A 14414-nucleotide genomic window follows, 5' to 3' on the forward strand; every position below is an offset into this window, starting at 1 on the left:
ATGTACCTTATTGAATAGGTTCCCCTCACTTATAGATGGTATAGGAAAATCATGTAGAATTTGAGTAGAAAGCATGTAGAATCTGTTTACAACTACTAAATAATAAGGTGCTGATCGATTGATGCCCATTCGTCTCTTTTAATATGATGAATGTCATGAATTTTATAATCTCGAGTTACATTTGTTGTTGCTCCTTAAGTTTTGTCATCTTTTCATCCGCCTTTAATATCTACAATGACTATTAAACAGGGGCGAAAAAACCGAATCGATTTTTCGCCCCTGCCGTTGAAATTATCTTTTTCATTTCTAATTTACATTTAATGATGGTGCTCTTTATCTTTTTTCATTATTCCCGGCATCATGAACAGATGCATCAATGGGCAAATGAGGACTGCAGCGAGAATAAGCAGATTTGCGGATCCTGAAACGCCGCCTGTTAAGAATAAACCGACAACCACGGCGATGGGAATGATGAAGCAGATCGCCATCATCAAGCTATGGTTGTGATTATGCGTTCCATGATGATCCAGATTGTTATTTCCCTGGTTGTGATTTTCATGGCTCTGATGATCATGATTTCCGCAACAATTCATCGAAATCCCTCCTGAATTCTATTCCTTTATTACTGTTTTACGATTGGCGCTTCCCCTGATGATGATCATTGTGTCCTTTTAACAGATCCGATTTCTTCTGCGCCTCATGAGTAGGCGTGTGCTGCTGAGTGTGCTGATGGTGCTCAGATTGATGGTCTTGATGATTGTGATCTCCGCAACATGACATAAAACATGTCTCCTGGTTATTCATTTTTGTTTTTGAGTTGCTGCAGTTGCTCGCGTAAAAGGTGATTCTGTTCCTTCAGTTCGTTTAATTCAGACGAATTTTTCTGGTGTTTCGAATGATCTGCGTCTGAATGATCCCCCTTCATCATAAACATCATGGGAAGCATCATCAGGGGGCAGGCAAGTAAGAGTAGCCATGACCAATCCATCGATTTCTTCCTCCTCTCGTTCTTTATACTGAATTATAGGCAGGAATTGTGTGGAATCTGTGTGGAAAACAAGTCTTTATACGAAAAAGAAAATTTGGAGGGACTACCGTTTATTTCGGTAATGAAACCATAAATAGAGGCCGCCGATGACGACCACCGGACAGGCGACCCACATGCAGGCTCTGACAAAAGTCCTTCCGAAAGCGAGTAAACTTTCGTGGCCAAAGGCATTAGCGGAGAAGAACAGGCAGGTCAGCCCCATAATAATTAAAAAAAGGGAAAGAAACCAATCGATTTTTTTCATGGCTGCACGTCGTCCTTTCTCCACTACTTTTTATGAGGAAAACGCAGAATAAAAGTTGTCCCTGTTCCTTTTTGACTCTTCACATCGACTGTGCCGCCCTGCATCTCAACATACTTCTTGACAATGGACAGGCCGAGACCAGTCCCGCCATATTTCCGTGCTCTTGACTTCTCCACACGATAAAAGCGGTCAAAAAGATACGGCAGCTCATGCTCAGGGATCCCGATTCCGGTGTCCGATACAGATAAAACGGTCGCTTCCTTCTCATCAGTCAGCTGAACAGAAACATGTCCCCTTTCCGTATAACGGATCGCATTTTCAAGCAGGTTCAGCAGCACCTGTTCCATGCGCTGACGATCCCCATAAACAGGCGGCACATGATCTTGCAGCTCCAATTGCAGACTTAATTGCTTTTTTTCTGCCTTGAGTCGGACCTTCTGCATAGCTGTTTTCGCCATTTCTTTGAGATCGAGCGGTTCCAGGGAGAGCGTGATCCGTCCCTCTTCCATCTTTGCAAGGTCAAACAGATCATGGATTAAATGTTCCAGCCGGACGGATTCCTGATAAATGATCGAAAGATACTGCTTTTTCTCCCTTTCAGAATCCACCAGGCCATCGTTCAGCACTTTGGCATAGCCTTGCAGATAAGTCACCGGCGTGCGAAGTTCATGGGAAATATTTGAGAAAAAAGCGCGCCGCGAGTCCCGATATCTTTGCAGACTCGCCGCCAGATCATTAATGGAACGTCCGAGCTTGCCGATTTCGTCCCGGCCCTTCACCTGAAGGCGGGTATCCCAGTTTCCCTTTGCCATTTTATCAGTCATTTGCTGCATTTTCAGCAGCGGGCGGGAAAATAATTTGCTCATGATCACAATCAGACCAAGGGCAAGGAGAAAGGCCCCTAATCCGGAAAGCAGCAGCAGATTTCGCAGTTGCTGCAGAGACGCTTCCATGTTTTTCGTTGAAGCCATCACATAGATGGCCGAATGTGTTGCCCCTCCCTTTTGAACGGGCCTGCCAACAATATAAAACTTTCCACGGGCATCGCTTCTCAAAAAAGACTCAGCGTGGCCCTCCAGCAGGCGGCGGGTATCCTGCGCTTTTATTAAAGACAGATTTTCTTCTTCACCAGGAAATGTCACGATTTTTCCCCGGTCGTTTACCCATAAAACTTCTACATCCGAAAACTCGGCAAAGGTACGAATCATCGATTGAGTGGTGGCTTCACCGGACTCAGCCATCGTAGTAAAATGAGCGGCGATTTGCTGCGTATCTTCTTTCATCTGCGTATCGTAAAAATTCATAAATAATCGATCAACGGCAAAACCTGAAAATACCAGAATCACAATCATCAACGCCATCACTGCCGCACCCAGTTCAAGAGCGATCCGATTGATTTTCATGATTGTCCGGCCTCTGTCTCAAATTTATAGCCGACGCCCCAGCTTGTCTGGATCGGATGATAGGCCAGGCCTGATCTTTTTAACTTCTCTCTGATATTTTTGACGTGTATATCGACTACTCGGGCATCTCCTTCAAAATCATAGCCCCATATTTTTTCGATTAACTGCTCGCGGGACAGGACGCGCCCTTTATTTTCCGCCAGTGTCATCAACAGGTCGAATTCTTTAGGCGTCAAATCAAGCGGCTGGTCATGAACAAAAATCCGCCGTCCGTCCCTGTCAAGCGTCAGCCCGGGAAAGTGGAGCAGATGATCTTCCGATTGTTGGGGTGAAACGAAAGAAGCACGGCGAATAAGCGCATGGACACGGGCGATCAATTCTTCCGGATCAAACGGTTTGGTCAGATAATCATCCGCCCCGAGTTCAAGGCCCTGAACCTTATCTTTTGTCTCATCCAGTGCAGTCAGCATCAAAATGGGGACCGTCCGGATTTCCCGAATCGATCGACAGACTTCCCAGCCATCCATATGGGGCATCATGATGTCAAGGATCACCAGGTCAAAAGATTGATTTTTCATTTTCACAAGGGCTTCACAACCATCAGCGGCTTCAACAGGATCAAATCCAGCTTTTGATAAATAGATGCGCAGCAGATTGCGCATCTTCCATTCGTCATCAATGACCAGGATTTTCAGCTTTTTCATGATCATCACCTTTTCTTATCATATAACCCATGTTTTTTCTCGAAAAACAGGTTCATCTCATGCCTGTCATAAACCTGGTTTCCGTTTTCTTCTAACGCCTCATCCCAGCTGAGTCACGTTCCTCACTATCAATCGCAACCGGTTCCCGCTCAATTTCTCTCTTAAAGTGTGAAAAGGTGCCTTCACCATGCGGCGAGGCACCTTTCCTGATTAATTATGACCGACTACATCGTAGCCCTGCTTTTCGACAGCTTCCTTCATGTCGTTAAACCGGACTTTCGTGTCGTCATACTCAACGGCCGCCTGACCTGAGGGCAAATCCACTTCAGCCGCTGAAACGCCATTCAGGTCTTTCAGTGTCTTCGTCACCAGGCGTTTGCAGTGGTCACCCATCATACCTTTGACATTCAATGTTGTTTTTGCCATTTGACTCAAACTCCTTTACTGATTATTTTCCGGCATCAGATTTTCACACGTTTCAGGCGCAAACTGTTTGCAACAACAGAAACAGAACTAAAGGCCATGGCTGCACCGGCAACCCATGGTGCAAGGAGTCCGAATGCAGCTACAGGAATGCCGACCGAATTATAGAACAGTGCCCAGAACAGGTTCTGACGAATGTTTCGCATCGTTTTCCGGCTCAAATCAATGGCTTTTGGAATATGAAGCAGATCGCCGCCGACCAAGGTGATGTCGGCTGCCTCAATGGCAACATCCGTACCGGTACCGATTGCCATGCCGATATCCGCCGTAGCAAGCGCCGGTGCATCATTGATGCCGTCGCCGACCATGGCCACTTTCAACCCTTTGTTCTGAAGAACCTTTACTTTCGCTGCTTTTTCTTCAGGAAGAACTTCGGAAAACACATGGTCAATACCCGCCTGCCTGGCAATAGCCTGCGCCGTTCGCTCGTTGTCACCCGTAATCATATAGACGGCAAGGCCATGGGCTTTCAATTTTTCAATGGCCTGCTTTGAAGACGATTTAATGGCGTCGGCAACCGCGACGATCCCCTGAAGCCTGCCGTCACTTGCGACAAACATCGCCGTCTTCCCTTCTGATTCAAGCTGCTTCATTTGCTGCTCACTATCCGCATAGGCAATACCTTCCTCTTTCATCAACCGCCGCGTGCCGATCGCAACCTCTTTTCCGGAGACAACGGCTTTAATACCGTAACCAGCCACTGCTTTAAACTTGTCGGGGGATGAAAGCGCCGGGTGACTTTGTTTACCGAAGGCGACAATCGCCTGTGCCAGGGGATGTTCACTTGCTGATTCAGCTGAAGCAGCAAGCGACACCAGTTCATTTTGATCAGAACCGTTCAACGGGATAACATCTGTCACTTCCGGTTTTCCTTTTGTAATCGTCCCGGTCTTATCAAGCAGTATCGCCTGCAGATTGTGCGTCGTTTCGAGATACTCACCCCCCTTAAAGAGAATGCCATGCTCAGCTCCTTTGCCGGTTCCGACCATGATAGACGTCGGCGTCGCCAGACCCAGGGCGCATGGGCAGGCGATCACCAGCACACTGATTGCCGCAACGAGTGCCGGAGCGAACTGACCTGGTGTGACAAACAGAATCCAGACAAGGAAAGCCAGCAGTGCGATGCCGATGACGATCGGCACAAAGATACCCGAAATGCTGTCGGCGAGCCGCTGGATTGGTGCCTTGGATCCCTGCGCCTCCTCAACGATTTTGACAATCGAGGCCAGTGCGGTGTCCTTACCTACTTTTTCGGCCCGCATCGTCAGTGTCCCATTGGCATTCACCGTGGCACCAATGACTTTGTCATCTCTTCCCTTTTCAACGGGAATCGATTCGCCGGTAATCATCGACTCGTCAACCGATGACTCGCCGTCAGTGACGATACCGTCTACCGGTACTTTCTCTCCGGGTTTGATACGAAGCACGTCCCCGACAGCTACCTGGTCAATCGGCACTTTTCGTTCCTGACCGTTCTCAATGACCGTAGCCTCTTTCGCCGAAAGTCCCATCAGTTCCGTGATCGCCGCAGTGGTTCTCCGCTTTGCCCGGCTCTCAAAATATTTGCCTAAGAGGACAAGCGTGATCAGAATGGCACTCGTCTCGAAATAAAGATCCGGATTGGTAAGCCCGCCGAACTGGAAGCGGAATGTTTCAAATGCACTGTAAAACCAGGCGGCACTTGTCCCAAGCGCAACCAGTACATCCATATTGGCGCTTTTATTAATCAAAGCCTTTGTCCCGCTGATGTAGAACTGCCCGCCGATATAGAACTGGACAATTCCGGCAACAACAAGCTGAAACCACGGATTCATCAACAGATCCGGCATGGGAAGCCCTGTCTGGAACGGCAGATGGGCCAGCATGGTGTAGAGCAGCGGAAGTGAGAGAACAGCAGACAGGATCAGTTTCTGCAACTTTTTTCTCAGCTCCCGCTCTTTGGTGTCCTCTGTCTGTTCTTTTTTGGGAACAGCCTGGTAACCAAGTTTTTTCACGCGGTTATAGATCGCATCAGGATCAACAATCCCGGGTTGAAAAATTACCATCCCGGACTCTGTCGCCAGATTGACCTGAGCGGATACAACGCCGGCCATCCGATTCAGTCCCTTTTCGATACGCGCGGCACAGGAGGCACAGGTCATTCCCATAATATCGGCATCGAGCCTCTTCGTTCGTACGCCATAACCTAACTTTTCTATTTTTTGGACAATATCCGCCGGCTTTGTCTTTTCTTCATCAAGAGTTACTTTTGCCTTTTCCAGTGCAAGATTAACATTCGCCTGAACACCGTCCATCCTGTTAAGCGATTTTTCAATTCTTGCAGAACAGGAGGCGCAGGTCATTCCTGTAATCCCGATTTGTATCGCCTTTGAACTCATCCCTCTCATCTCCCTGTATGATGACTTCAGAAAAAATATCATAAACATCCGGAATCGTTTTGTATCCATTAAAGAATTACCGTACTTCATGTTCATGATACCCCCATAGGGTATATATGTCAAAGTATCCGATACATGCCTGTCTCTATTTGCACAACTTTCTTAGATTCTCCCTTATTCTAATAAACAAATGTGTAGATTTTGTCAGGATAGAAAAAAATCCTGTCTTTTTTCTTCCGCCATTTTTCAATCTTCACAGTTTCCCCACATTTATACGCTACACTGAGGGAAACCAGAGAAAGGACGTCGATTCATGAAAAAATTGCTTTTCGCCGCCGTCATCGGGTTCGCCTTACTGATCTTCACGGCGTGTTCTGCGAATACAGAAAACGGCAATGAAGGAACGGCTCAGCAGGAAGCGGGCGGTGAAACGGCGACATTACCATCACCTCCAATACTAAAGGGACCAAATATCACGCTTGTTGCTAAAAAGGGGGCACAAAAGTTAAAGAACGGCGTCACCGTTCCGGTCTGGACATTTAATGGAACGGCTCCCGGCCCGGAAATTCGCGTGAAAAAAGGGCAGAAAGTGCGTGTCACGCTTAAAAATGAACTCCCCTCACCTGTTTCCATACACTGGCACGGTTATCCGGTCCCAAATAAAATGGACGGCGTTCCGGGCGTGACGCAGGACGCCGTTGCACCCGGAAAGAGCTTTACCTATTCGTTTGTCGCTGACAGAGCGGGAACCTACTGGTATCATTCACATCAGGACTCAGTAAACCAGGTGGATCGGGGATTATATGGCGCTTTTATTGTCGAAGATCCCGAAGAAAAATATGATAGGGAGTACACGCTGATGCTGGATGAATGGGTGACCGATAAAAGTCAGATCGACCGCCAGATTAAGTCTATGACTCAGGGAAGCGGCCAAAAAGGCAGTAATGACTCTGGAGGAATGAATCATATGCCCGGGATGAACATGGGAGACAATGGCGACATGGATATGGGCGACATGGATATGGGCAACATGGGCATGTCCGGAAATATGATGAAAGATAACATGAGCATGTATGACCTGTATACGATCAACGGAAGGAGCGGCAACTCAGTTAAACCACTGGACGTTAAAAAGGGCGATCATGTCCGGCTTCGTTTCATTAATGCCGGCTATCTCCCGCACAGTATTCATATCCATGGCCATCGCATCAGGGTTATCGCAACCGACGGGCAGCCGATTAACAAGCCTCAGACCGTTAAGGATCAGGTCATTCCCATAGCCCCTGGTGAACGCTATGATGTTTCCTTTATTGCCGACAATCCGGGAAAATGGTACATTGAAGATCATGGAACCGCCAAGGGTACGGACGGCATGAAAGCCGTTATTGACTATGAGGGAAGCAAAACAACAACCGATCGTTCTGATGCCGACTTGTCTTTGCCGGCAATCAGCCTCGACCAATACGGAGCAAGCGCAAAACCGACGTTCACTCTGAACCAGAAATATGATGTGAACTACACGATGGATTTGAACGCTGGCATGGACAACAACGGGATGATCTATACTATTAATGGAAAGACTTTTCCGAATTTCGATCCAATCAAAGTCAAAAAGGGGGACCGTGTAAAGGTTAAACTGGTCAATCATGATCATATGAATAATCATCCAATGCATCTGCATGGTCATTCTTTTCAGATCCTCAGTAAAAATGGCAAGCCGATAACCGGTTCACCTGTTTATAAAGATACTTTAAATATGAAGCCGGGAGAAACCTATGAAGTCGCCTTCCTGGCCAATAATCCCGGAAACTGGCTGTTTCACTGCCACGATCTTCATCATGCAGCGACCGGGATGATAACAGAAGTCAACTATACAGATGATAGTAAATAGAAGAAAGGTATGATAGACATGATGGGATGGAACAATGGAATGATGAATGGATTCGGCATTGGAATGGGCTTTATCGGATGGCTTTTACAGCTCGCGCTCTTTATCGCCCTGATTTATCTGGCAGTTGTCCTGGTTAAAAAAGTGAATCACCATCATTCAGGCAACAGCGATCATGCCGAATCGATTTTAAGGGAACGGTTTGCCCGCGGTGAAATTACCGAAGAGGAATACGAGAAAATGAAAAGAATTTTGCACGAATCCTAAATCAACGAAAAACGATTGAACTGGCTTTCCTGATTTTGAATTGTGCGCCCGGCAAAACGCTGCCGGCCTGATACTTCCGATATAAGAAAGCGACCCGGGAAAGGTCGCTTTCTTTTTTTAGTGTTATCCTTCCCCACTTTTTTGGGGAGTATGCCGGCGGTCACATCGGGGCAGGCGTTCTCCACCAGCTGCGTGATTGCTGGCCGTTTCTTCTCGCAGGTTACCAGGAAAGCGTTTAGCAGTTCCTGGGCCACTTTGGTGTTCGGCGCATGAAAGATTTCCCGGACGGTGTTGCTCACTTCCCGCTTTGTGTTTATGCCCTGGCGATCCCGGACGTTGCGCAGAAAAAGGGGCCCGGCATCGCTGCCAGGAGGCCCTGTAAATTAGACGGAGAAATTCCGCTTAACTTGGTAAAAAGGACAGCAGCGAGCCTCAATAGGCGGAGAAATTCCGCCTATTGACTCAAAAGACATGAAAAGGGGGAGGTTTCACTGAATAAGCGGAAAACTTCCGCTTATGCTACTCCGAATCCCGTTTTATCCCACATTTAAGCGAAAAATTTCCGCTTAAGCAAAACGACTGTATTTACAAAATAGCCATGGTTGACTTACAAAGCCATAAGTGTAAAAAAAGCTCCGGCCTGCAGGCTTTTTCAAGATCAAACCTGCTGGCAAGGAGCTTTCTGCAAAAAATTTCACAAGGTAACTTCATGCGTGGTGACTTACCTTACGGGCAATGATATCACCGATGAACTGAATAACGAAAACCAAGAGAAGGATGATGATCATCGCCATAAATGTCACATCGTTTTGGAAACGCTGGTAGCCGACACTGACGGCGAGGTTACCGAGACCACCGCCTCCAACGGCACCGGCCATTGCCGTTAAGCCGATCAGGCTGATCATCGTCAATACAGACACTCGGATAATATCAGCCAGTCCTTCCCTTAAATAGACTCGAAAAATAATTTCCAGCGGACCGGAACCCATTGATTCCGCGGCCTCAATGATTCCCGAGTCTACCAACGACCAATGCGTTTTGAATCTGCCTCGCATAAAATGGCGAGGTTCCAATCACCAGCGGTACGATTGCTGCCGTCGTGCCGATCGTCGTCCCGTCGGTGTAGTTCTCATGTAACCATTCCCTGGCGAACGCCGTTGGGCAATTCACGATAAAGGTTTTAGGATTTAAGAGAGACATGGGCAATCAGCGAGCGAACAATACCGCCTGTCTAATTAATCTACGTCTTTCATAAATCCGTGGATCCAGGGAGAAACAAGATACAGCACGCCGCTAAGAATGAGTACAATGCCGCCTATAACCAGGAAATACAGGACTTCAGTCTGGCTATTATAAAGCGGAACAACAATTGCATTGATGGCCTGAGCGGTTGCATCAGACAGCAGCCACAGGCTCATCGTCTGAGCAGCGAATGCCTTCGGTGCCAGTTTCGTCGTGGCCGACAAGCCAATTGGAGACAGGCACAGTTCTCCGAAAACCACGAGCAGGAAGCTGGCAACCAGCCACAGCGCACTGACTTTAACATCCGTGCCATAGAGAAATCCGGGTAATGCCATAATTAGAAACGAAAGACTGGCAAAAAACAGACCAAAAGCAAATTTTTTGGGTGTGTTAGGCTGTCTCTTTCCGAGTTTGAACCAGATATAAGAAAAAATGGGGGCGAAAATAATGATAAACACTGGATTTAAGGACTGGAACCACGATGAAGGAATGGTGAAATTGCCCAGCGAAAGATCCGTTCTTTCATTTGCAAACGCGGACAGGATGACCGCACCCTGCTCTTGAATCATCCAGAAGAAAATCGATGAGAGAAACAGGGGGATATACGCATACAGACGTGGTTTTTCTTCCGGCATGGTCTTCTCGCTGTGAAGCATTTTGTAGAAGTATCCGATCGGAAGAAGAATAGCAAGAAACGTAATGCCCCAGACGAATCCAGTAGCGCTCACCTTGCCGGCTGATCCAAGCAGAATCAGAACCACTATCACCAGAACCGCAGCAGCTATCCCGAGAGACATACTTTTTTTCTCGTGGGCGTTCAGCGGGTTAATCGGTGTACTGTTGGCCAGCTTCGGATTTCTCTTGCTGTTAATTCCGTAAACGATCAGCCCCAGCGCCATACCGAATGCCGCACAGCTGAAGCCCAGATGGTAATTGTAATTCTGGCCAAGTGTTCCGGCAATATAGGGCGCAAGAAATGCACCGATATTAATCCCGGTATAATAAATGCTGAATCCTGCATCTCTGCGGGTGTCATCCGCCTCATACAGTTTACCAACCGAAGTTGCAATGGTTGGTTTCAGCAGTCCTGTCCCGGCAATAATCAGCGCCATCGAGACGAACAGGGCGGGAACACCTGCCGGAATCGACAAGGCGATATGCCCGAACATAATAAGGATGCCCCCGTAAAACACCGTACGTCTCATGCCGAGTACCCGGTCGGCAATCCAGCCGCCGGCAATTCCGGACATGTATACGAGCGCTCCGTAGATACTCATTATCGAAGCTGCCAGCCCCAATGACAGCCCTAACCCACCGTTACTGATCTGGTCATACATGTAATAGAGAAGGATAGCCCGCATCCCATAATAAGAAAATCGTTCCCATAGTTCTGTAAAGAACAAGGTGAATAAGCCTTTAGGGTGACCGAAAAAATTGCTATTTGCATCAGCCTGATTGTGGCTGCCTGTATTCATGATGTCTGTCAAACTCCTTTATCTATAGTATTATTTAGTTGCATGGCGCATCCTGGTATCCGGTCTCTTCCGGGCAAATAACAGGGAATGCTTGTCCTGCCGGAAGAAAACCGCAGATCTGTTAAAAGATGCGCCGCCCGTGAACGGTAAACTTTCTAAATGAATAAAGCCATTCACACCTGACCGATAAAAATTGATGAGAAATGGAGAAAAAATCGAGCGACAGAATGAAATGGATCATAATTTGATAGACCATACTGATAAGGTAATGAGAAGTAAATTCACTCAATTTATAGTGGTTCGAAAAAGAGGCAGAAAACATGAACGGAACGTAAAAAGTCAAGCAGTTCAGACAAAACACAAAGCAATAAAGTAAACTTCCATTAGCGCGAACTGTCTGGCCCAACCTGAGGGGAAACTCCTTCAATGACAATACCGATAACGCAGACAAAAATTATCTGATCTGTGAAGATATTTTCGTCCACAGACGATTGACTGTGGATTTTCTTCATCTTTAATTTTCTCTCCGCGAACACCGCAGACGACTCCCGTTATTTTATGGGCGTTAGGGTGGTTCTGCTTTATGGCATTTTTTACAGGGAAGTGGGGTAACCCGCTCTTCAGAAAGTCATCGTCCACAGGCCAGTAGAACCAGTTTGGATTCACGACTGGTGTTATGTTCGATGTTATAGAGGAAAATGCCATCTGCTTTTCGTATCTGATCTATTTTTCCAAAATGATGTCACTATGAAATATCCCTCATTCACCTATTTCCTGTAATCCTTCCTTATAAAAGGCTCTTTTATACATTCGGAAGTGAGCAGCCTGTACTTCTGCGGATGGCGGTAGGCGTTTCCCTGCGTTTCAAGACTTCTGTACTTCCTGATTTCATCGACAGGAAAATCGGCAATGTAGATTCCCTCTCGTTCCCCGGCTTCAATAATCAGCGTATCTCTGGAAACGGGTTCGGAAGGTCTGTATGCCATCCCGTCAAACGCAGTGGAATGGCCATTACAGTCGGGCTGACCCATCGGATAGTTAACCGTTGCAATACCCACCATATTTTCAAAAGCTCGCGCCCGCAGCTGCGAGATACGGTTAATCTCCATCGGACAGGCATTCGGCACCAGAATAATCTCGGCACCCTTCAGCATCAAAATTCGCGCGCTTTCCGGAAATTCGCGGTCATAGCAGATCATCGCACCAATCTTTACATTACCCTGCCCGGTGTCTAAATCGACGACGTAAAAATCATCGCCGGCTGTCAATCTGCATTCGGCACCAAAATCACAGGTGTGTACCTTCGCATAGGTGAGTACCCTGTTCCCTGAACGATCAAACAGGCAGATCGTGTTCCTTGGCAAAGGCTCGTACTTTTCGAGAAAGGTTATGCCAATTGCCATATTAAGATCCCTCGCAAGCTTTCCGAATGAACCCGTAAATTCACCAGTGGCCGATACTGCGGTTGCCTTTAATTCATCTATATCTTCCGGTATGTTGTAGCCAACGCTCCACATTTCAGGGAACAGCGCAATATCCGCGCCCATTTTCTTTGCTTTTCTGCAATATGCTAATCCCTTACGCAGATTGCCATCCATAGTGTCTTCAGGCAGGAGCTGCAATAAAGCGACTTTCAAATTTTTCATTATCTATTGCTCCTTTTAATCATGATTCATCTCTGTAAAACAGCATACACCCATATCCAGGCTACGGACTGATTCGCTTAACCGGTTAAAAGTGTCATTTTCAGACTTTGCCTTCAAGTCTTAAAATCACAGAAGTGGCTGATTTTCGTGCCTTCACTCTTTTGCCTCGACATCAGTACGCACGTCTCTATGTGATAAGAGTTGACAGCAATATGTCTTTTCCAGCGTTGCTGGTAACAGATCTACAACATTTTGGGCACGATCTGCAGGCAGAAACATAGCAATCGGAGCTCTTCAAAATTCTCAATCAAGGGTTCTACCATTTAATATATCTTAACTCTGTGAAATTGCTTATTCCTATCCTTTTCCCTTGATACTTTCTTGTGAGACTTAACTCAAATTGCCTAAAATAGGGTGATGACAGCCATTAATGCCCAGATTCCAATACCCATATATCCCTTAGAATATTACAGGGGGAACGGGTAACAAAATCATGCTTAGCATCAGCATACTGTACCATAGAGCATCATTGAATGTGAAACAAGATAACCCGGGGTATGCCAGCCCGAAGCAATTAAAATGTTCAGAATTTTAATGTGACGCATGATCTTGTTGGTTATAATAATATTTGGAGTATATACTCCCAATAAAATCAGAGGAGCTGAAAAAATGCAAATTATTCCTTATTTACAGTTGAACGGAAATGCAAGAGAGGCAATTGGATTTTACGAAAAGGTATTTCATGCAGAAGTTTTAGCAGTTACTACATTTGGTGAAATGCCTGTTACCGCGGATTTTTCTTTCCCTGAGGATGCAAAAGACTTCATTTCACACGCTGCGATAAGGGTTGGAGAGTCAGTAATGATGTTTTCAGATACATTCCCAGGTCAACCCGCTCACGAAGGAAACCTGGTGACCATTTGTGTCACGTTTGATAATGCAGACAAAGCCCGCCAAATTTTTGGAGCCTTACAGGATGGCGGACAAGTTGAAATGCCACTGTCAGAAACGGGTTTTAGTCCTGCTTACGGGGTGATTAAAGATAAATTCGGTGTAACCTTCCAAATTTACACTGAATAATATCAAGGTTAGTACATGTGATAACAGTAGAAAAGCGGCTTTGCACAAATGACAAAGTCATCTTTTAAGCTGGCTCCATTTTCCCACAAAATCGACTGCAAACTATTAGCATACTTTTCTTCTCAAAACAAATAAGAACCGGGGAAGGATGCTCAATTTCTTCGCCAGTTCCTATTAGCGAATCCAACAGATACAAAAAAATCGATCCAAAACACAAACGATGTGCGAAGGATCGGCTTTTAAACATTTGTCTATCATTTTCATCCTCTATAGCGGATTATTGACCGCCTTGTTCCCCCCATAAATCACGCACTTGAAAGTCACAATAATCCCCCAACAGTTCCGGCTATTTCTTTGCTGTTATCTGCTGATCATGGGCCACTAGTCATAACGGCAGGGTATTTGATGTCGAATTATGTCGATTCTTGCTTTTTCGTAAAATCCCAATGCCCTTTTAGGCATTTCGGCCGTGTTCATCAAACGGTCACATTTTGTACACTAGTACTAAACCAAACTTCATCCTTCTTCACTGACTGTTTCTTCTAAAAACACATCA

At 46.3% G+C, this 14414-nt stretch carries 14 protein-coding genes; 3 read left to right on the forward strand and 11 right to left on the reverse strand.

What is annotated here, in order from left to right:
• Positions 1–317: 317 nt before the first annotated feature.
• From ABNN70_RS00500 to ABNN70_RS00530, 7 genes are all read right to left on the reverse strand, one after another.
• The gene (locus ABNN70_RS00500; RefSeq protein WP_353948386.1) at positions 318–593 is read right to left on the reverse strand and encodes a DUF2933 domain-containing protein; all 276 of its coding nucleotides are present in this window, start codon (positions 591–593) and stop codon (positions 318–320) included.
• Between the two features lie 203 nt (positions 594–796).
• A complete protein-coding gene (locus tag ABNN70_RS00505) occupies positions 797–988 on the reverse strand; it encodes a DUF2933 domain-containing protein (protein ID WP_129930466.1) in 192 nt (63 codons plus the stop codon).
• A 103-nt stretch (positions 989–1091) separates the two neighbouring features.
• Positions 1092–1292, reverse strand: a complete 201-nt coding sequence (locus tag ABNN70_RS00510; protein WP_129930468.1) for a hypothetical protein — start codon at positions 1290–1292, stop codon at positions 1092–1094.
• A gap of 23 nt (positions 1293–1315) precedes the next feature.
• Complete coding sequence (locus tag ABNN70_RS00515; RefSeq protein WP_129930470.1) at positions 1316–2695, reverse strand: HAMP domain-containing sensor histidine kinase; 1380 nt, start codon at positions 2693–2695, stop codon at positions 1316–1318.
• A complete protein-coding gene (locus ABNN70_RS00520; RefSeq protein ID WP_129930472.1) occupies positions 2692–3405 on the reverse strand; it encodes a response regulator transcription factor in 714 nt (237 codons plus the stop codon). The genes ABNN70_RS00515 and ABNN70_RS00520 overlap by 4 nt, the downstream gene beginning before the upstream one ends.
• Before the next feature lie 204 nt (positions 3406–3609).
• Positions 3610–3825: a cation transporter gene (locus ABNN70_RS00525; protein ID WP_353948387.1), complete on the reverse strand. Its 216-nt coding sequence runs from the start codon at positions 3823–3825 to the stop codon at positions 3610–3612.
• Between the two features lie 35 nt (positions 3826–3860).
• Complete coding sequence (locus ABNN70_RS00530; protein ID WP_353948388.1) at positions 3861–6260, reverse strand: heavy metal translocating P-type ATPase; 2400 nt, start codon at positions 6258–6260, stop codon at positions 3861–3863.
• A 313-nt stretch (positions 6261–6573) separates the two neighbouring features.
• Between ABNN70_RS00530 and ABNN70_RS00535 the strand changes: the two genes are divergently transcribed.
• The gene (locus ABNN70_RS00535) at positions 6574–8151 is read left to right on the forward strand and encodes a multicopper oxidase family protein (protein ID WP_353948389.1); all 1578 of its coding nucleotides are present in this window, start codon (positions 6574–6576) and stop codon (positions 8149–8151) included.
• Positions 8152–8169: 18 nt separating this feature from the next.
• Positions 8170–8415, forward strand: a complete 246-nt coding sequence (locus ABNN70_RS00540; RefSeq protein ID WP_129930479.1) for an SHOCT domain-containing protein — start codon at positions 8170–8172, stop codon at positions 8413–8415.
• Here the strand turns inward: ABNN70_RS00540 and ABNN70_RS00545 are convergent.
• From ABNN70_RS00545 to ABNN70_RS00560, 4 genes are all read right to left on the reverse strand, one after another.
• Entirely contained in the window at positions 8412–8714 is a 303-nt protein-coding gene (locus ABNN70_RS00545; protein ID WP_353948390.1) for a hypothetical protein, read from the reverse strand. The genes ABNN70_RS00540 and ABNN70_RS00545 overlap by 4 nt on opposite strands.
• A gap of 408 nt (positions 8715–9122) precedes the next feature.
• A complete protein-coding gene (locus tag ABNN70_RS00550) occupies positions 9123–9404 on the reverse strand; it encodes an ABC transporter permease subunit (RefSeq protein ID WP_353948391.1) in 282 nt (93 codons plus the stop codon).
• A 246-nt stretch (positions 9405–9650) separates the two neighbouring features.
• Complete coding sequence (locus ABNN70_RS00555; RefSeq protein WP_353948392.1) at positions 9651–11132, reverse strand: peptide MFS transporter; 1482 nt, start codon at positions 11130–11132, stop codon at positions 9651–9653.
• Positions 11133–11899: 767 nt separating this feature from the next.
• Positions 11900–12778, reverse strand: a complete 879-nt coding sequence (locus ABNN70_RS00560) for a carbon-nitrogen hydrolase family protein (protein ID WP_129930487.1) — start codon at positions 12776–12778, stop codon at positions 11900–11902.
• 669 nt (positions 12779–13447) lie between these two features.
• Between ABNN70_RS00560 and ABNN70_RS00565 the strand changes: the two genes are divergently transcribed.
• Positions 13448–13858 carry a VOC family protein gene (locus ABNN70_RS00565; protein ID WP_353948393.1) on the forward strand — a complete coding sequence of 137 codons (411 nt, stop codon included), beginning with the start codon at positions 13448–13450 and terminating at the stop codon, positions 13856–13858.
• The last annotated feature ends 556 nt before the right edge of the window (positions 13859–14414 follow it).

Origin of the sequence: Sporolactobacillus sp. Y61, from assembly GCF_040529185.1 — a bacterium.
In the GTDB taxonomy this organism is placed as follows: Bacteria; Bacillota; Bacilli; order Bacillales; family Sporolactobacillaceae; genus Sporolactobacillus.